Annotated in this window: 19 protein-coding genes; 17 read left to right on the top strand and 2 right to left on the bottom strand. The window is 47.7% G+C overall.

Annotated features, from left to right (window positions below; all coding sequences use genetic code 11):
• The first annotated feature begins 330 nt into the window (after positions 1–330).
• On the top strand, positions 331–1,578 hold the full coding sequence (locus BMW94_RS18070) for an O-antigen ligase family protein (RefSeq protein ID WP_368086920.1): 1,248 nt from the start codon (positions 331–333) through the stop codon (positions 1,576–1,578).
• Positions 1,579–1,764: 186 nt separating this feature from the next.
• Here the strand turns inward: BMW94_RS18070 and BMW94_RS18065 are convergent, their stop codons facing one another.
• Entirely contained in the window at positions 1,765–2,112 is a 348-nt protein-coding gene (locus tag BMW94_RS18065; protein WP_091000400.1) for a dehydrogenase, read from the bottom strand.
• Between the two features lie 160 nt (positions 2,113–2,272).
• Between BMW94_RS18065 and BMW94_RS18060 the strand changes: the two genes are divergently transcribed.
• The 15 genes from BMW94_RS18060 (at position 2,273) to BMW94_RS17985 (ending at position 15,190) form a co-directional block, all read left to right on the top strand.
• Positions 2,273–2,887 (top strand): undecaprenyl phosphate transporter UptA, encoded by a 615-nt coding sequence (locus tag BMW94_RS18060; RefSeq protein ID WP_063566612.1) that lies wholly within the window; start codon positions 2,273–2,275, stop codon positions 2,885–2,887.
• A 2-nt stretch (positions 2,888–2,889) separates the two neighbouring features.
• On the top strand, positions 2,890–3,459 hold the full coding sequence (locus tag BMW94_RS18055) for a thioredoxin family protein (RefSeq protein WP_091000399.1): 570 nt from the start codon (positions 2,890–2,892) through the stop codon (positions 3,457–3,459).
• Positions 3,460–3,465: 6 nt separating this feature from the next.
• Positions 3,466–4,098, top strand: a complete 633-nt coding sequence (locus tag BMW94_RS18050; RefSeq protein ID WP_091000398.1) for an MBL fold metallo-hydrolase — start codon at positions 3,466–3,468, stop codon at positions 4,096–4,098.
• Between the two features lie 289 nt (positions 4,099–4,387).
• Entirely contained in the window at positions 4,388–4,624 is a 237-nt protein-coding gene (locus BMW94_RS18045) for a hypothetical protein (RefSeq protein ID WP_091000397.1), read from the top strand.
• Positions 4,625–4,720: 96 nt separating this feature from the next.
• Positions 4,721–4,948, top strand: a complete 228-nt coding sequence (locus tag BMW94_RS18040) for a sigma factor (protein WP_091000396.1) — start codon at positions 4,721–4,723, stop codon at positions 4,946–4,948.
• Positions 4,949–5,302: 354 nt separating this feature from the next.
• Positions 5,303–5,686: a hypothetical protein gene (locus BMW94_RS18030; protein WP_024631336.1), complete on the top strand. Its 384-nt coding sequence runs from the start codon at positions 5,303–5,305 to the stop codon at positions 5,684–5,686.
• 305 nt (positions 5,687–5,991) lie between these two features.
• On the top strand, positions 5,992–6,279 hold the full coding sequence (gatC, locus tag BMW94_RS18025; protein ID WP_064640574.1) for an Asp-tRNA(Asn)/Glu-tRNA(Gln) amidotransferase subunit GatC: 288 nt from the start codon (positions 5,992–5,994) through the stop codon (positions 6,277–6,279).
• 27 nt (positions 6,280–6,306) lie between these two features.
• Entirely contained in the window at positions 6,307–7,764 is a 1,458-nt protein-coding gene (gene gatA / locus BMW94_RS18020) for an Asp-tRNA(Asn)/Glu-tRNA(Gln) amidotransferase subunit GatA (RefSeq protein ID WP_090904740.1), read from the top strand.
• A 26-nt stretch (positions 7,765–7,790) separates the two neighbouring features.
• Entirely contained in the window at positions 7,791–9,230 is a 1,440-nt protein-coding gene (gene gatB, locus BMW94_RS18015; RefSeq protein WP_091000395.1) for an Asp-tRNA(Asn)/Glu-tRNA(Gln) amidotransferase subunit GatB, read from the top strand.
• A 119-nt stretch (positions 9,231–9,349) separates the two neighbouring features.
• Complete coding sequence (locus tag BMW94_RS18010) at positions 9,350–9,814, top strand: GNAT family N-acetyltransferase (RefSeq protein ID WP_091000394.1); 465 nt, start codon at positions 9,350–9,352, stop codon at positions 9,812–9,814.
• 33 nt (positions 9,815–9,847) lie between these two features.
• Positions 9,848–10,558 carry an MgtC/SapB family protein gene (locus BMW94_RS18005; protein ID WP_091000393.1) on the top strand — a complete coding sequence of 237 codons (711 nt, stop codon included), beginning with the start codon at positions 9,848–9,850 and terminating at the stop codon, positions 10,556–10,558.
• 146 nt (positions 10,559–10,704) lie between these two features.
• Positions 10,705–11,298, top strand: a complete 594-nt coding sequence (locus BMW94_RS18000) for a hypothetical protein (RefSeq protein WP_091000392.1) — start codon at positions 10,705–10,707, stop codon at positions 11,296–11,298.
• Between the two features lie 26 nt (positions 11,299–11,324).
• On the top strand, positions 11,325–12,725 hold the full coding sequence (locus BMW94_RS17995; RefSeq protein WP_091000391.1) for a DUF4097 family beta strand repeat-containing protein: 1,401 nt from the start codon (positions 11,325–11,327) through the stop codon (positions 12,723–12,725).
• Positions 12,726–12,900: 175 nt separating this feature from the next.
• The gene (gene perR, locus BMW94_RS17990) at positions 12,901–13,323 is read left to right on the top strand and encodes a peroxide-responsive transcriptional repressor PerR (protein ID WP_024631328.1); all 423 of its coding nucleotides are present in this window, start codon (positions 12,901–12,903) and stop codon (positions 13,321–13,323) included.
• A 136-nt stretch (positions 13,324–13,459) separates the two neighbouring features.
• Complete coding sequence (locus BMW94_RS17985; protein ID WP_091000390.1) at positions 13,460–15,190, top strand: glycosyl hydrolase family 18 protein; 1,731 nt, start codon at positions 13,460–13,462, stop codon at positions 15,188–15,190.
• A 123-nt stretch (positions 15,191–15,313) separates the two neighbouring features.
• On the opposite strand, the gene BMW94_RS17980 is transcribed toward BMW94_RS17985, so the two are convergent.
• Positions 15,314–15,718, bottom strand: coding sequence for a YgzB family protein (locus tag BMW94_RS17980; RefSeq protein ID WP_091000389.1), 405 nt, complete (start codon positions 15,716–15,718; stop codon positions 15,314–15,316).
• A 122-nt stretch (positions 15,719–15,840) separates the two neighbouring features.
• On the opposite strand from BMW94_RS17980, the gene BMW94_RS17975 reads away from it, so the two are divergent.
• A complete protein-coding gene (locus BMW94_RS17975; protein ID WP_254790280.1) occupies positions 15,841–16,716 on the top strand; it encodes a nucleotidyltransferase-like protein in 876 nt (291 codons plus the stop codon).
• Positions 16,717–17,215: the final 499 nt, after the last annotated feature.

Genomic DNA, 17,215 nt, shown 5'->3' with positions numbered 1-17,215 from the left:
GGCGGATTGCTGCAGTACCCTAATGCGTACGGTGCCATTGTTGGCATGTACGCATTGGAGCGGCTGGCTGCCGCCGCGCGCGCCATGGCCCGGCCGTTGTCGGCCGGGCGGCTCATCGCGGCAGCACTGCCGCTCATGCCCGCGCAAGCCGCGCTCCTGCTGAGCGAGTCGCGCGGCGCTTGGCTGGCGACCGGCTGCGCCGCGGTCGCCGCCTTCGCTTTGCAGCGGCGCGGTGCCCGCCTGCCGCTGCTGCTGGCCACGGCCGCGCCCTTGGCGTGCGCGGCCTGGCTCTACCGCCAGCTGGCTGCGGCCCAGCTGGCGCCTGCACCCGTGCCCGGCCTGCTGGCACTGGCCGGGGCATGGGCAGCTGCGCTGCTCGGCACGCTGCTGCTGTGCCGTTTGTGGCACAGCGGCGCTTGTACGCGCGCCGCTGCCCTCACGGCCACAGTGCTGGCGGGAGTCGCCGCCGCCACTGTGGCCGTGGCCTCCACCGCCGACCGCATGGCGGCTGGTGTCGGCACAGGGCTGTCCCGCCTCCAGATGTGGCGGGACGCCCTGAAGCTCTGGACCGAGGCCGCATGGCTGGGCCACGGGGGAGAGACATGGCGCAACATGTTTCGCGCCATCCAATCCTCGCCGTATGTCGGAGGCGAGGTCCACAACGGCTTCCTTGATCTCGCCCTCGATACAGGCGTGATCGGGTTGCTGCTCATCGCCGGATGGTTCTTTTCCACCTTGCGAACGATGTGGAGGCATGCACCTCACCTGCTGCCTTCGGTTATTGTTTTTGGCCTCCATGGCGCTATGGACTTTGACTGGAGCTTCACCTTCAATTGGATGCTGTTCATTTGGCTCGGGGGCTGGGCTCTCTCGTCGCCAACTCTTCAGGAATCCGTGGCTGACCCACAACGGTCTTGTTTTCTCCGTCCGTTAAGCCCATGGCCTCAACGGATATTAACCGGACTGTTCGTCATGTTTTGGCTTGGCGGCACAGTCTGGCTTGCTGGACAACAAGTGGCGGCAGAACAACAATATCGTCTAGCCATGTCAAAAGATACAGGAGGTGCTGAACGAAAAGCTCTGCTTACTGCGGCGTACAAGTTCAACCCCTACAGACCGGATATCGCCATCTCCCTGTCCCGTACGCTTCCAGCGAAAAAGGCTGACTCCATATTGGTGCATAGCTTGTCCTTTTCCCCTGTTTCACCCCAACTCTACGGAGAGCTGGGGCGGTTAGCCGCTCAATCGGGTAGAGGAGAGTCGGCCGGGAAATATTTTGAACAAGGCCTGGCCCAGAATCGTTTTGACGCGTCCAGCCAGTCCCAAGCCCTGTATTGGATGGAACAGGCATCACGGAGGGAACTGGCGTCAGGGTATGCTGAACGAGGAAGGCAGACCGCTGCTGCTGGAGTAAGGATATATGAACGTTACAGACAACTGGCCGAAAAAGTAGCATCAGAGAAGGATAGAAATGATCGACGTTTTGGGCTTGGAGAAGAAGCATTACGTTATGGGAATCATTTGCGCCTCCTTGCTTTTGGTCCACTTGCTTCAGAGGTGACCCGAAAGAGTCCCTGACTATCTGACCTCACGCAACGCCGATGGTGAACGAAATCCAAAACAATGATTCAACATTTAACGGCGTGAACGATCTCGCATGAATCCAACGAAAGTATTGTCTTACGCTTTAATTTCATGTTCAATTCAAAATCAAGCAATATGCTGCACCATAAGCTGTTCGTCTACCTGTTCATTCCTCCCAACCTACAAGCGATATCCGCCAAACGCATTCTTAAAGGCAGCTTGCAGCGGTTCTACCTCTACACCCCATAGAGCCGCAATCTCTAAGCTGACATCCGCGTTCCACCATTCGCATAATTTTTTGCGATTATCCCGATTTTCTCCGATCCACAGCAGATTGGTGATGACCTTCCCATAATACAATTCTTCCGCCTGCTTCATCAGCTCGGGGGAGATATATACCTTTAGCTTTTTGGCTGTTCGATACAGCTCTTTGCTGCATGCTCTTCGAATCCCACGGGCAGAAGGCAGTTTCTGGCCTGGGGTGTTATGTTTGACCGGGGGAGTGCCGGGTGCTGATTTGAATGACATCTTCTCACGCTCCTCTCCCGATACCATATGCAAACGGCTGCCAGCGGGACACTATCCCAAACGGGTGAAGTAGCAACAGCTAGAGGCCTGTGATAAAATAGGGACGAACATCCATGGTGCGGAAGGGCACTGCCAATCAGGATGAAGAAAGAGGGTCGAGATGGACGTTATTCATAACATTGTCAATCAATTATTCGATTGGATCCAGAGTCTTGGATACTTTGGAATTATGCTTGGACTGATGCTTGAAGTTATTCCGAGTGAAATTGTACTGGCATATGGAGGTTTTCTCGTTTCACAAGGCCATATTAATTTTTTCGGTGCATTGATTTTTGGTACCGTGGGCGGTGTCATAGCCCAGCTATTTATTTACTGGATTGGCCGTTATGGCGGAAGACCTGTACTTGAACGCTACGGAAAATACATACTGATCCAGAAAAAGCACATCGACCATTCCGAAGAGTGGTTCCGCAAGTATGGGACAGGTGTTATTTTCACGGCGCGTTTTGTTCCGGTCGTAAGACATGCCATATCGATTCCTGCCGGTATATCCAAAATGCATACGGGTCGATTTATTTTGCTGACAACCCTCGCTGTTATACCTTGGTCTGCATTGTTTATATATTTAGGGATGATACTTGGAGATCAATGGCAACATATCAACGAGAAAGCGGCACCTTATATTATGCCGATTCTGCTCGTTGCTCTCGCACTTATGATTGTTTATGTACTTATTAAATGGATGAATGCTCGTAAAAAGAAGGGAAGTGTCTAGTTATGGGGAAACCAAACTTGTCTCACAAATTCGGCAAAGGTCTGCCACCGAAAGAATTCATTGAGAGCATGACGAAGAACCAAAGTGAGTTTCAGGCAAACTATGACAGCTTTGTATGGCCAAGCGAGGATGATCGTGAATTTTTCGAAAGCCTGAATCACCGCGATGATTTGCGTGTGTTAATTTTGGCTGCTGACTGGTGTGGCGACGTGGTACGCAATGTTCCGGTCGTGTTCCAGGCGCTGGAAATCTCCGGCATTCCGACAGAAGTTCTTATCTTGGAAAATCACCCTGAAGTGATGGATGAGTTCCTTACGATGGGCGGACGCTCTGTCCCTGTCGTTATTTTTGCAGATACAGGCGGACATGTACTGGGCCAATGGGGACCGCGTCCGCAACATGTGCAGGAAGTTATGGTTGAATTCAAACGTCTCAACCCGGACCGTGAAGCAGCAGATTATCAGGATAATTTGGCTGTAGCACGTCAAGAGATTGGTAAACGTTATGGGGAAGGAACGGAGTCAAATGCAGCGATTATTCGTGAGTTGCGTGAACTGATTTCGGGTTACTGAGCCGATATGCTTAACATTCGTACATTTTCTTTGGGACCGCTCCAGACCAATGCGTATCTGTTGCAGGGTGATGATCCAAGTAAAGCCGTAATCATTGACCCGGGAATGAATCCGGGCCCATTACTCAAAGCCATTCAGGACCTGGAGATCGAAGCGATCCTGCTCACTCACGCGCATTTTGATCATATGGGCGGCGTGGATGAAATTCGCAAATTGAAAGGCTGTCCTGTTTATTTGCATGACTTGGAGAGTGATTGGCTCACGACGCCGAAATTGAATGGTTCTTTGAACTGGCCGCAGGCTACACCGCCGCTTTCAACAGATCCAGCTGAATATGCCATGGACGAAGGGCAGACTCTGAACTTTATTGGTCATACGTTCAAAGTGTACCATACACCGGGACACTCCCCAGGCAGTGTAAGTCTGCTGTGTGGCGAGGATCTGTTTGCAGGTGATGTTCTGTTCCGCATGGGTGTAGGCAGAACCGATCTGACCGGAGGCCGTGAAAGGGATCTGATTGATTCAATCCAGAACAAGTTATACACCTTCGCGGATGAGGTTAAAGTGTATCCAGGTCATGGTCCCAAAACGACAATCGGTTATGAGAAGAAAAACAATCCTTACGTGTCTGCAAGATGATCCGACAATTTATGTGAAGAAAGTCTGGACAAGTGACAACTTTTTCATTAGAATAGCAATTAGTTGTTACAAGCGTTAACGCACCATCTAACTGAAGCAGTACAAAGAAACACCCTAACTTGCGAAGCACGCAGACTGTGGTCTATACCCGGTTTGCGTTCTTTTTTTGTTTTCAGCCACTTTTTTATTAAAGTTACATCTGTTTAAACCTACATACAACAGATCGTTGACAAGGATCTACAGAAGATCGTCTAATGAGAGCGAGGAATTAGCAGTGGAGAAAAAGCGAGTGATTCAGTTAGGACAACGTGCCGAGCATCTGATCATTGAAGAAAACCGTCGAGCAATGGAAAGTGGCAGAATAGAAGCAATTACCCAGCATCCTCAACTACATAAGCACATGAATAATGAGATGAATCCAATCAAGGATCAACAGCAAAATATATGGAGAAGTCGTTTATTAAGCGACGGAGCCCGCAACCAACCGTGGTTCGACAAACTGCAAGATTACCGAAATGAAGTCTGATTGCCCGGGAAATTGTCGGCTATTTTTTCGGATTGAATTGAACGTTTCTGCAGAGCCTGTCGTAATAACATAAGACTGAGCGGAGAGCAGGTGATAATGCAGATGGAGGCAGCCGAACTGGAAGAGGTACAGAGAGCGATACAGGGGGATGACAGTGCACTGGCAGAACTGCTGCAGCGTCACTACGCCTTTGTGTATAAGTATCTTGTCAAAGTAACGATGGACCCCAACGTTGCCGAGGAGACGGTGCAGGATACCATGTTTAATGTATGGAAAATATTCATAGATACGATGGCTCGTCTGCCTTTTCGTCATGGATGCTGATCTGCATGATTCTTTAAATGAGCTTCCACTCGTATAGCTTATTCTGATTGTCGTTCTTTTGCTAATACAGGGAACGTGGATCTTTCAGGATGCACGCAGGCGTGGCCGTTTCCCTTGGTTATGGGGATTGTGGGGCATCACGGGATTCCCAACGCCTTTGATCATATATTGGTTCATTGTGGTGCGAGCAGATCGCAGACCTTCTAAGTAAACATCGGACAAATGATAGAGTTATGGTTTGGAAAAAAGATTTTGCACAAATGTTTTGTTTAATTCTAGTAATCGTAGACATCGCTATTCTTTTCTAGTAGACTATACAAATAATAAAAAGATAGACTACCAGGAGGTTAGACGATGCTGCGATTAGGAGAGAAGGTTGTCATCGTCGCGGATGCGTTTGAGCAGAATCTTCCTGTGGGGGAATATGGTTTCATCATCGCTTATGACCGGAATCCGGACAATGCGTTCGATTACGTGCTTCGAGTGCCGCAGGTGAATCGGAACTTTTTTGTTCCATCCGGCGACGTCGATCTAGAAGAGGTTCTGCTGAAGCAGGAAGCTGAGCGGGTCGAGCGAGAAGCGTTGATAGATTACGCCCTTGCGACACACAATGAGAAACTGTTTCATCATTTGATGAACGGAGATTTTCAAGCTGTGGAAGAGGAAGAGGAAACCGCGAACGATGTTATGTCACAGGCGGATTTTATAAAGCAGGTTAACCTGCGCGCATGGATTTAGAATTCTAAGAGTCGGCTGATGCCGGCTCTTTTTTGATTAGATTGGAACATATGAACGTTGAGACTCCTCATTATCCTGGTTATGCGTGTGAATATTCAGCTCATTAAGTTTTGAAATATGCATTAAAGGACGACTCTGCTGTTGTGGGGTTATTTTGCATATTCGGTAACTCGGGTCATTTGCATTGAATTGTCGAACTATCTCACCTATAATGAAAAAAGTTATCTTGGGACTTTAGCCCGTTAAACGAACGATTCGTTTTCGGCGGTTTCAGGAATTAGAACGAATGAAGGAGGCATCCGGAAATGAGTATTTCGAATAATGACGTTCAGCATGTGGCCAAGCTGGCCCGGCTTAATTTGACTGCGGAAGAAGAGCAGACCCTGACAGGGCAGCTGAACGCGATTTTAAAATATGCTGAGAAGCTGAATGAACTGGATACAGAGAACATTGAGCCGACCACTCACGTGCTGCACGTCAGCAATGTGATGCGTGAAGATGAGACGAAAGAAAGTCTGTCGATTGAACAGGTCATGCGTAATGCACCAGAAGAAGAAGACGGGCAATTCAAAGTGCCTGCTGTAATGGAATAACGGATAACCGGAAGGAGGACGAATTACGTGAGTTTATTTGAACAATCGTTGCCGGAGATACATAACAAGCTGCACGCCAAGGAGCTGTCGGTCAGCGATCTGGTGAATCAGGCATATCAGAACATTGGTGAACGGGATGAAAAGGTTAAGGCTTTTCTGGCACTGGATGAGGAGCAGGCACGTGCTCGTGCACGTCAACTGGATGATCGACTCGTCAGCGGCGAGGAGAAAGGTTTGCTTTTCGGTCTGCCTGTCGGCATTAAGGACAACATCGTTACGAACGGACTGCGCACAACATGCGGCAGCCAGTTTTTACGCAACTTCGACCCGGTGTATGATGCAACCGTTGTCGAGAAGCTGAAAGCGGCGGATACCGTGACGATCGGAAAGCTGAACATGGACGAATTCGCCATGGGCGGCTCCAATGAAAATTCAAGCTTCTACCCTGTACGTAACCCATGGGCACTCGATCGTGTTCCAGGCGGCTCAAGTGGTGGATCTGCTGCGGCTGTTGCGGCAGGTGAAGCTTATTTCACATTGGGATCAGATACAGGGGGCTCCATCAGACAGCCTGCTTCCTATTGCGGCGTTGTTGGCTTGAAACCGACCTACGGACTCGTTTCCCGCTTTGGTCTGGTTGCATTCGCATCTTCCCTGGATCAGATTGGACCTTTGACGAAAAATGTAGAGGACTCTGCCTATGTGCTGCAAGCCATTGCTGGTTATGACGCCAAAGATTCGACATCCGCGAAAGTGGATATCCCGGATTATTTGAGCGGACTGACCGGGGATGTCAAAGGACTTCGCATTGCAGTTCCGAAGGAATACATAGGTGAAGGCGTTGATCCTCAAGTTAAAGAAACCGTCCTGTCTGCCCTGAAAGTCCTCGAAGGACTCGGCGCAACATGGGAAGAAGTATCCCTTCCCCATACCGAATATGCGGTGGCTACCTATTATCTGCTCGCTTCCTCGGAGGCTTCTTCGAACCTGGCTCGTTTCGACGGGGTGCGTTATGGTGTTCGTGCAGACAATCCGGAAAACTTGCTGGATCTGTACCACCAATCCCGTAGTCAAGGTTTTGGTCCTGAAGTGAAACGACGCATCATGCTTGGAACCTATGCGCTCAGCTCGGGTTACTACGATGCGTATTATTTGAAAGCTCAGAAAGTGCGTACGTTGATCAAACAGGATTTTGACGACGTATTTGCCAAATATGATGTCATTATTGGACCAACTGCGCCAACAACGGCATTTAAACTCGGTTCCCAAGTCGATGACCCACTTACGATGTATCTCAACGATATTCTGACCATTCCGGTCAGCCTGGCTGGTGTACCTGCAGTTAGCATCCCATGTGGATTCTCGGATGGACTGCCTGTCGGCATGCAGATTATCGGTAAAGCTTTTGATGAAACGACCGTACTGCGCGTAGCGCATGCGTTTGAACAAAATACGGAATTCCACAAGCAGCGTCCGCAGCTGTAGACTGCCCGGAACGGAGGAATATAGAAATGTCCGCATCTAAATATGAAACGGTCGTTGGACTTGAAGTCCATGTCGAGTTGCATACAAACTCCAAAATCTTTTGCGGCTGCTCCACTGCCTTTGGAGCTCCGCCCAATACACATACTTGTCCGGTCTGTCTCGGACATCCAGGCGTATTGCCTGTATTGAATCGCCAAGCTGTAGATTACGCGATGAAAGCAGCCATGGCTCTTAACTGCACCATCGCGGATGTCAGCAAGTTTGACCGCAAAAACTACTTCTATCCCGATTCTCCGAAAGCTTACCAGATCTCACAATTCGATCAACCGATCGGTGAGAACGGCTGGATCGATATTGAAGTCAACGGTGAAACGAAGCGAATCGGCATTACGCGTCTTCATCTGGAAGAAGATGCAGGGAAGCTTACCCACGTTGACGGTGGCTATGCTTCATTGGTCGATTTCAACCGTGTTGGTACTCCGCTGGTGGAGATTGTCTCCGAACCGGAGATTTCTTCTCCGGAAGAAGCTCGTGCATATCTGGAGAAATTGCGTGCGATCATGCAGTACTGTGATGTATCCGACGTGAAAATGGAAGAAGGCTCACTGCGCTGTGATGCCAACATTAGTTTGCGTCCGCATGGACAGGAGAAGCTGGGAACGAGAGCCGAACTGAAAAACATGAACTCGTTCCGTGGCGTTCAGCGCGGTCTGGAATATGAACAATTCCGCCAAGCGGAAATTTTGGACGACGGCGGCGAAGTGGTTCAGGAGACTCGTCGCTGGGATGAGGCTCAAGGGAAAACACTGTCGATGCGCGGTAAAGAGCAAGCGCATGACTATCGTTATTTCCCAGACCCTGACTTGGTAAAGCTGCATATCGATGCAGCCTGGAAAGAACGGATCAGAGCTTCCATACCGGAGCTTCCGGACGAGCGTAAAGCCCGTTATACCGCTGATTATGGACTGCCTAATTATGATGCGGAGGTTATTACCTCATCCAAAGCGGTCGCTGATCTTTTTGAAGACAGTCTGAAATACACCAAGGATGCCAAAGCCGTATCCAACTGGATTATGGGTGATTTGCTTGGTTACTTGAATACCAGCAACCTCGAATTGACTCAGGTGCCGCTGACTGGCCAAGGTCTGGGTGAGATGATTGGACTGCTTGAAAAAGGTACAATTAACAGTAAAATCGCCAAAACGGTATTTAAGGAAATGCTCGAGAGCGGCAAGCTTCCACAGCAAATTGTTGAAGAAAAAGGTCTGGTCCAGATTAGTGACTCAGGTGCCATTCTTGCCATTGTGGAGCAGGTTGTTGCGAACAACCCGCAATCCGTGGAAGATTACAAAGCTGGTAAACAGAAGGCCATTGGTTTCCTCGTTGGTCAAGTCATGAAAGAAAGCAAAGGCAAAGCCAATCCGGGACTAGCCAATCAACTGCTTACAGAAGTACTGAACCGCTAATCAATCCGGTGAGGCCGGACAGAAAGAGGCTCGTCCCTGTGACAGCCTCTTTTTGTTAGGGGCACATGTTTGATTTTATTGTCCTGGATTTCAATGCACGTACGAAGGAGATGAGGAGTATGAAGATTCAATCTTTGTCATTGAATGATCTGGAGACAGTAGGGCAGCTCTGGCGACTGCAGCATGTAGCTTATCGGCTTGAAGCCGAAATCATTGGTTTTCAGGAAATTCCACCTTTAATGGATACGATGGAGACGCTGGAGAACTGTGGAGAGACCTTTTATGGCTATCTGGACACGGATGGCGAATTGCTTGGTGCGGTCGCAGTGGACGAGGAAGAGATCAATACGTTGACGATCACACGCATGATGGTGCATCCTGATCATTTTCGTAAGGGGATTGCTGCTGCTTTGATGACGTATGTGTTTGAACAGCATCCGGATCTTCCGCGTTATATTGTTTCCACAGGAACGTTGAACCAGCCGGCCGTGAAATTATATACCAAATTCGGTTTTAAGCCCGTGGATGTTGTGCAGATTGCACCAGGAGTGGAATTAACGACATTTCATAAGAATAAAGATTAATGATGTGAACAACTTGGAGGAGGAATACCGGCTTTGGGCAATCCCTGGTTGATAGATGAGTGGCACATTTTATTGCGATTATTACTGGCTATGCTGCTTGGAGGGCTTGTAGGCCTGGAGCGGGAGCGTTCCAATCATGCTGCCGGTCTGCGTACCCATATTCTGGTATGCCTTGGATCTGCACTGATTATGATGTTGTCTATTTATGGTTTTAAAGATTTTGCAAATGAACTAAACGTAAGGATTGATCCGGCACGACTGGCTACAGCTGTTATTACCGGCGTTGGGTTTCTCGGAGCGGGCACGATTCTTTTTACCGGCAAGTCGATTACCGGTCTGACAACGGCAGCTTCCATATGGGTTGTGGCAGCCATCGGACTGGCAACAGGCGCAGGATTCTTTTTTGCCTCCATCGTGTCAACCGTCTTGGTATTGCTTAACCTCTGGGTATTCAACAAGTTGGAGCTTAGGTATATACGGGGAAACAAACTGCATGTCGTTACACTTCATACCTTATCTGAGCCCGGTTTTCTGGAACAGGTATCTTCATTTATGGAGCAGGAAAAGATCAAAATCCGTAAAATAACGGTTAATGAACAGGATTTGGCTTATGCAGAAATGATATCGGTTGAACGCAAAATTGAAATTGTGCTGCATGTCTACATGCCACATGAATTGAGTGCAGTGCAACTCGTATCCAAGTTAAGACAGTGGGAACATGTAACGAAAGTGTCGGTCGAATAAATGAATTAAACCCTCTGAGGCCTTTAGTGCCGGAGGGTTTTTGCTCATAACCATATTTCTTCCAGTTACTCTCCCGGCTCTTTAGGGTACTATCTAACCAAATGCATGAAGAGCGGGAACGTTAACCATTAAGAAAGGAGTCGTTTATGAAACGGAAACGTCAGTCGAACAATACTTCCAGCGGAACGCGAGGAAAACCTGTCCGAAATCGGACTCACAAGTTTATTGCCGGGTTGCTAAGTGCGGTTATTCCAGGTCTGGGTCATATTTATCTCCGATTATACATGAGAGGTCTGACATTCATGATGCTTGTGCTTTTGGACCTGTCAGCACTTTTGTACTTCTCAACCATTGGAATACAGATTAATGTACCATTGCTTATTTTGCTGGCGCTGTTTATTCCAGTGATTTACTTTTACAATGTATTCGATGTATTGCAATCTGCAGACTGGGTGATGATGCGCAGAAGAAGAGCGGTTACTCACAACACCTCGGACAAGCCCATCCCTAACGAACGTTCTGCCGGGGAAGCTATGATGGTGTGGGAGAGAGGCATTTCGTTTGGACTGCTTCTGATTGTAGGAGGATCGCTGCTGGTATTGTTCTTTCGCAAACCGCGTTGGTTCAAAGAGCTAATCGCTGTGTATGGTGCATACACTTTAGCTGTTCTCATGATCGCAGGAGGACTCCTCCTTTTTGGACGGGAGATCTGGGTCATGTTTCGCAAGAAGAAAATCTAGTGTGAACTACTCAAGGAGGGATAGCCATGAACCGCAAAGTCCGGGTCGGCCGCTATACGGCTGCCGCCTTAATCGTAGCTGTCGGTGTGCTGTTGATTTTGGATAAACGGTGGGGAACGGACTATGTATATGAGATGGTCGATTGGTGGCCCCTCTTGCTCGTTGTGTTAGGTGTGGAATACATACTGTTGTTCTTATTGACACGTAGAAGAGGGAATGCAGCTTCAGACAACCAAGGTGAGAAAATTAAAATGCGCTTTAGACCCGATGCTAAAGGCATCCTGACCTCTCTTTTACTGACGGCTTCTGTATTTATCGTTTCAGAGCAGGATCACTATATGCATTTGTGGAACAGGGTGAGTCTTAATCTGGGATCGGCATCCATGGACTATAGTCAGGCAGCAGGATATATGGAAGATAAGGGCACGATTCGGGTGCCTGTAGGTATGGATACGTCGGACCTTGTCGTTGAGGGAGTGAACGGGGATATCTCGGTACAGCGGGGGGACACGGAAGAGATTGAGGTGCGCACGGTAGTCTGGGTCGATCAGACAACTGAAGTGCAGGCCAAAGCAGTGGCGGACGCTTCCTTTGTTGAGGCAGACGGGACAAAAGTGATTTATATCAAGACTACAGGCAAAACGTATGGAGAGAACGAGAAAACACAACCGCGGATGAATATCACCATAACGATCCCGGATGATCGTCGTTTCAATCTCGATATTCGAACGTCCAATGGAGCCATACTGTTGAATCGTCCGGAGGCCATCAGTACCATTTTGGCTGAGACCGGAAATGGACGGATACGAATTACGAATGCCGTAGGTGATATTTCCGGTAAAACGCTGAATGGCGATGTCATTGTGGCCAATGCAATCGGAAATGTGGACTTGAACAGTAATCGAGGGGACATGAAGGCCCGCGGGGTTTCTGGAAATGTGAACCTGACTACACAAGTCGGAAGTATCAGTATCACGGACTCTGTCGGAGAGATCACAGCGGATACCCGAAACGGAAATATCAATGTAGACGGCGCAAGTTTGGCAGTCAAGGCTCAATCCCTCAATGGCAGCATAAGCATTGTATCCGCCAAAGTAGGCGGTGACTGGGACGTTTATAGCGCTGTAGGTGCTATTAACATTTTGATTCCGGAGCGGGGGGATTATAGCCTCAGTGGTTCCAGCAGTTATGGGGATCTGCAAACGGATCTGCCGTTTAAAGTGAAGAATAAAACGATTGAGGGCCAGCTTGGTGAAGGCGAGTATACGGTTAAAGTTGAAGGTAACAGTGACCTTACTATTGATCGTAATCCTGCAGTGCCTCCTGTTGGAACAAATTCACTAGATTCGGAAGATACGGAAGATGACTTGGAACAAATGACCGAAGAAGGACAGAATTCCCAAGACCAAACGTCTGAAGTTCCCTGACTGGCGCGTTGACAATAAACTTGCAATCGCCGTACAATAAATATAAACTGGCAAGGTTACACGGCAGGGAAAATGTAATGTCGTTGTTCCAGCCGAGGATCAACTCTGAATGAAGAGAATATGTGATCATACATGTTGTCTCTGCAGAGTAATGAAAGGTAAGGCGGTGGGTTTTATGGCAACACGTGTCCAACATGCGTTGGAGCATCTGAAAACGACCGGTGTCCGTATTACACCCCAGCGTCATGCCATATTGAACTATCTAATGGAATCCATGGGGCATCCGACAGCCGATGAAATTTACCGTGCGCTTGAACCCCAATTTCCCAGTATGAGCGTGGCGACTGTATATAACAATTTGAAGATGTTTCTGGAAGCGGGCATGGTCCGGGAGTTGACATACGGCGATAACTCAAGTCGCTTCGATGCCAATGTGACGGATCATTACCATGTTATCTGTGATAAATGCGGCAAGATTGAAGATTTTAGTTATCCTTCGCTAAAAAGCGTGGAGCTCCAGGCGGAGTCAAGTACAGGATTTGAAGTACATGGTCACCGATTGGAAGTTTATGGCGTTTGTAAAAGTTGCAGGGATTAAGAGAGTTGAATTACAATATTAACGTGCAGAATTCAGTTTGGATTCTTCACGTTTTTTGTTTTTAGGACGATAGAATGTATATAGTCTCAGCAGGTTAGATATTTCATGATTCAGCATGATTAACGGAGGTAGACGTTTGAGTAGAAAAAGCAGATATACACGTCAGAAGCGCCGCTCGTTCTGGCCCGGATTTTTGGCTGCCTGTGTTGTCGCAGGCGGTGCTTATTGGCTAATAACGAATGTTTGGCTTAATCAGATTCATGAAGACCCTGACTGGATTGGCATGAATCAACCTATTTTTGTGGACGGACAATTGATGGACGGTGAGGCGTCAGGAACGGGAGATCAGCTTAAATTGCCCGTATCGGTGCTGCAAGATGCGATTGATCCCGGAATACGTTATGAAGCTGACACAGGTGATATCATTATTGCAACACCGCAGCGAGTACTCCATATGAAGGAAGGCAGTACGAAGGCGGAGCTTAATCATCGGGATTATCCCATGACAGTTAAACCGGAGGTGGTTGGGGGAGAAGCTTATATTCCGCTCAAACCATTGAAAGAAGTATATGGGATAGCTATACAGGAAGATGTTACAACGGGTGCCGTTCTGCTGATGCGTGGAGGTGACACGATTCAGTATGCGGAGATTAATACATTGTCTTCCAAGGCGGACAAAACAGTTCCGCTGTACAAGCGTGGGGGAGAATCTTCTCCCATCATTGCTGATATGGAGCAGGACGCACGAGTAAGGGTATGGCAGACAGGTGATGACCAGAGCTTTGTTCAGTTGGATAATGGGTATGCCGGTTATGTGGCTAATAAGTATGTCACTCTTACGGATAAAAAGGAACTGGACAAGCCCAAATTCACCCTGACCGCAGCGGAGAAAAAGTGGCAGAATAAACCGGTCAACCTGGTTTGGGAAGCCGTATACAATCGACAGCCTGATGTGTCTTCAATTGGTAAGATGCCTGGAGTTAATGTGGTCAGCCCCACATGGTTCCATATTACAGATGGACAGGGCAACGTAAAAAGCAAAGGGGATAAAGCATACGTCAACTGGGCTCACCGTTCCGGCATGGAAGTATGGGGCTTGATGGATAACAGCTTTGATCCGGATATTACGAAAGAAGCCGTGGCCTCATATGAGACACGTACGCATATTATTGAGCAGATGCTGGATTATGCACAGACTTATCATTTGGACGGCATTAACATTGATTTTGAGAACGTCTATACAGACGATGGACCGAATATCACTCAATTTGTCCGCGAAATCAAGGCGATGGCGCGTATTCATGGCTTGATGCTCTCGGTTGATGTGACGCCGAAATCGAACAGCGAGATGTGGTCTGCTTTTCTGGATCGTCGCTCGTTAGGCTCTTTTGCCGATTATATTGTCGTTATGGCGTATGACGAGCACTGGGCTGCGAGTCCAAAGGCCGGTTCGGTTGCCTCGCTTCCTTGGACCGAGTCTTCTATGAGAAAGATCCTGGAAGAGGATGAAGTACCATCGAACAAATTGATTATGGCTGTGCCGCTATATACTCGAATCTGGACGGAAGAGACTAATGATCAAGGCGAAGTGAAAGTGTCTTCCAAAGCGGTAGGTATGAGCACTGTATCAGACCTAATCAAGGAAAAGAAACTCAAACCTGTTCTGGATAAACAAAGCGGACAGAATTATGTGGAATATTCCGAGGATGGGGCCACCAAGAAAATCTGGATAGAAGATGCCGTTTCGCTTCAGGCACGTGTTGATTTGGTTGCTTCGTTGAAATTGGGTGGAGTAGCTGCATGGAATCGAAGCTTCGCCGATGCGTCGGCATGGGAGACGCTAAAACAGGCAGGGTATTCAAAATAAACATGAAATAGCTCAATTGAACTTATATATTAATTCATTTAAAAGTCTTTCTGAAATTCAAAAAAAGGTCCGGTGAAGATACCGGGCCTTTTTTCTGTCTCTGGGCTTTGATGAAAAGAACATCTAGCTGTTGGAACTTATGCCATGATCTGTGTCGGAAGGGGATGGAGGTGTGGAATGCGCTTTCAGTTGTGAAATGGTTGTATTGGCCTGATTAGGGTCCAGGGTAAGGATGGTGTGACAGAACATACAACGATCCGTCTTGCCGAGCATTTTGGTTAACTTGCCACATTCCGGACAGTCCACTTGTACTGCGCTTGTGGAAAGCATGCCGGCCCAGAAATAAATGGCCAGACTAGCCATCATGGCAATCAGGCCGATGACGAGTCCCACAGCGGCAAACACTTTGCCTGCGTGTCCCCAGAACACAATTCCGGCCGTTCCCAGTACCATTAGGCCCATGCCTAGCATGGTCAGTAGTAGTCCCCAAGTGCGAAAAGCATTAATTTTTGCTGATTTAAAAATCATGAAAAATGCTCCTATCGTATGAGTAGTATCGGACCTGGATAAGAAGGAAACTTCAATCTGCATGTAGAATTACATTATAACTGACTTGGCGCTTATCTGCCATGAATTGTATGGAGGGAATCGTGGAACTAAAGAACCTTGCTTTTTTGTCCGAACAGTCGGAAGAGACAGGGGCAGTTGGGGCTATCGCTTATTCCCACCCGGGAGATCGATTCCACGGCTCCCTAATCCAGGATTTTGAATTGCTCGTACTTGTTGTGCATAATACCGACCAGTTGATATCTAAGGTTGGACACTACAAATATGGTGATCTTCGTTATCAAATGATCTATGTCAGCCGTCATGAGCTGCAGAGCAGTGTAATTACGGGCGATAACAATAACATCATGCAGTGTCTGATTGAAGGTGAGATCATTTGGGAAGCGGATAACGCCTTGAGCGCTTTGCGAGAGGATCTATCTGCTTTTGGAACCGAGTTACGCGAGCAAAAGCTGCTCCATGAATTCGCCAGTTTTTTGAGGATGTATGTGGAAGCTAAACGTTACATTCAAGAGGGTCATGTTGTTGATGCCTATTACAATGTGCTTGAAGCTCTGGGGAACTGGGCTAGGATTGTACTTATTGAACAGGGAATCTACCCGGATCATGCCGTCTGGACACATGTGCAGAGTTTGGATCGTGCCTTGTGGAAGCTCTATCAGGAGCTTACAGTAAGCTCGGAGACGCTGGAACAGAGAGTCGAGCTTGTGCTGCTTGCTTGTGAATTCTCAGTGATGTCCAAAATGAGTGATTGCTCCGGCTTACTTCTGCGTGTGCTGGGAAGTCGAAGGGAACCGTGGAGTATAGATGAACTTGTCCATCATCCACAGTTGAGATTTGTACGGGAGGATTTGCCGCTCATCCTTCGTAAGCTGGTGTTTCGATCTATAGTAAAAGAATCGGCAGGATGGCCATCCTTTATAGGAGGAGATGGACGGGAAATTCGCTATTGGATGTAGGCGTAATTACTCGTGAAGCCTGACGTTATATGGATTATAAAGTGGGAGGGGAAACCTTCCTTTTTTGTTTGTTTAATAATTTATAAAAAGAGGTTGACTCCTATTCAGGAAATATGATACATTATATTTCGTTCCTCAAACGAGCTTATCGTCAACAAATGATAAATTCTGCATAGGAATTAGTGAAGAACTAAAAGCTTCAAAAAGAAATTAAAAAAAGTTCTTGACGGAAATAAACGAAATGTGTTACATTATTTAAGTCGCCGCCGAAAACACGGTTGAGACGAAAAAGAGTGACACAAATCAAGTTTGATCTTTGAAAACTGAACAACGAGTGAGTAACGATCTTGCTTGCAAGATCGACGCTGAGAAATCGGTACATGTCTTCGGACTGTATGATTTCGAAGCAAAATAAATGAGATTTTTAATCTCGTCAGTTTCAAAATGAGCTTATCGCTCTTTTCAATACTTTATTGGAGAGTTTGATCCTGGCTCAGGA

It is taken from the genome of Paenibacillus sp. OK003 (assembly GCF_900109515.1).
GTDB lineage: Bacteria > Bacillota > Bacilli > Paenibacillales > Paenibacillaceae > Paenibacillus > Paenibacillus marchantiae.
Note: the sequence above shows the minus strand (reverse complement) of the source record. Positions and strands in the feature narration are given on the sequence as shown.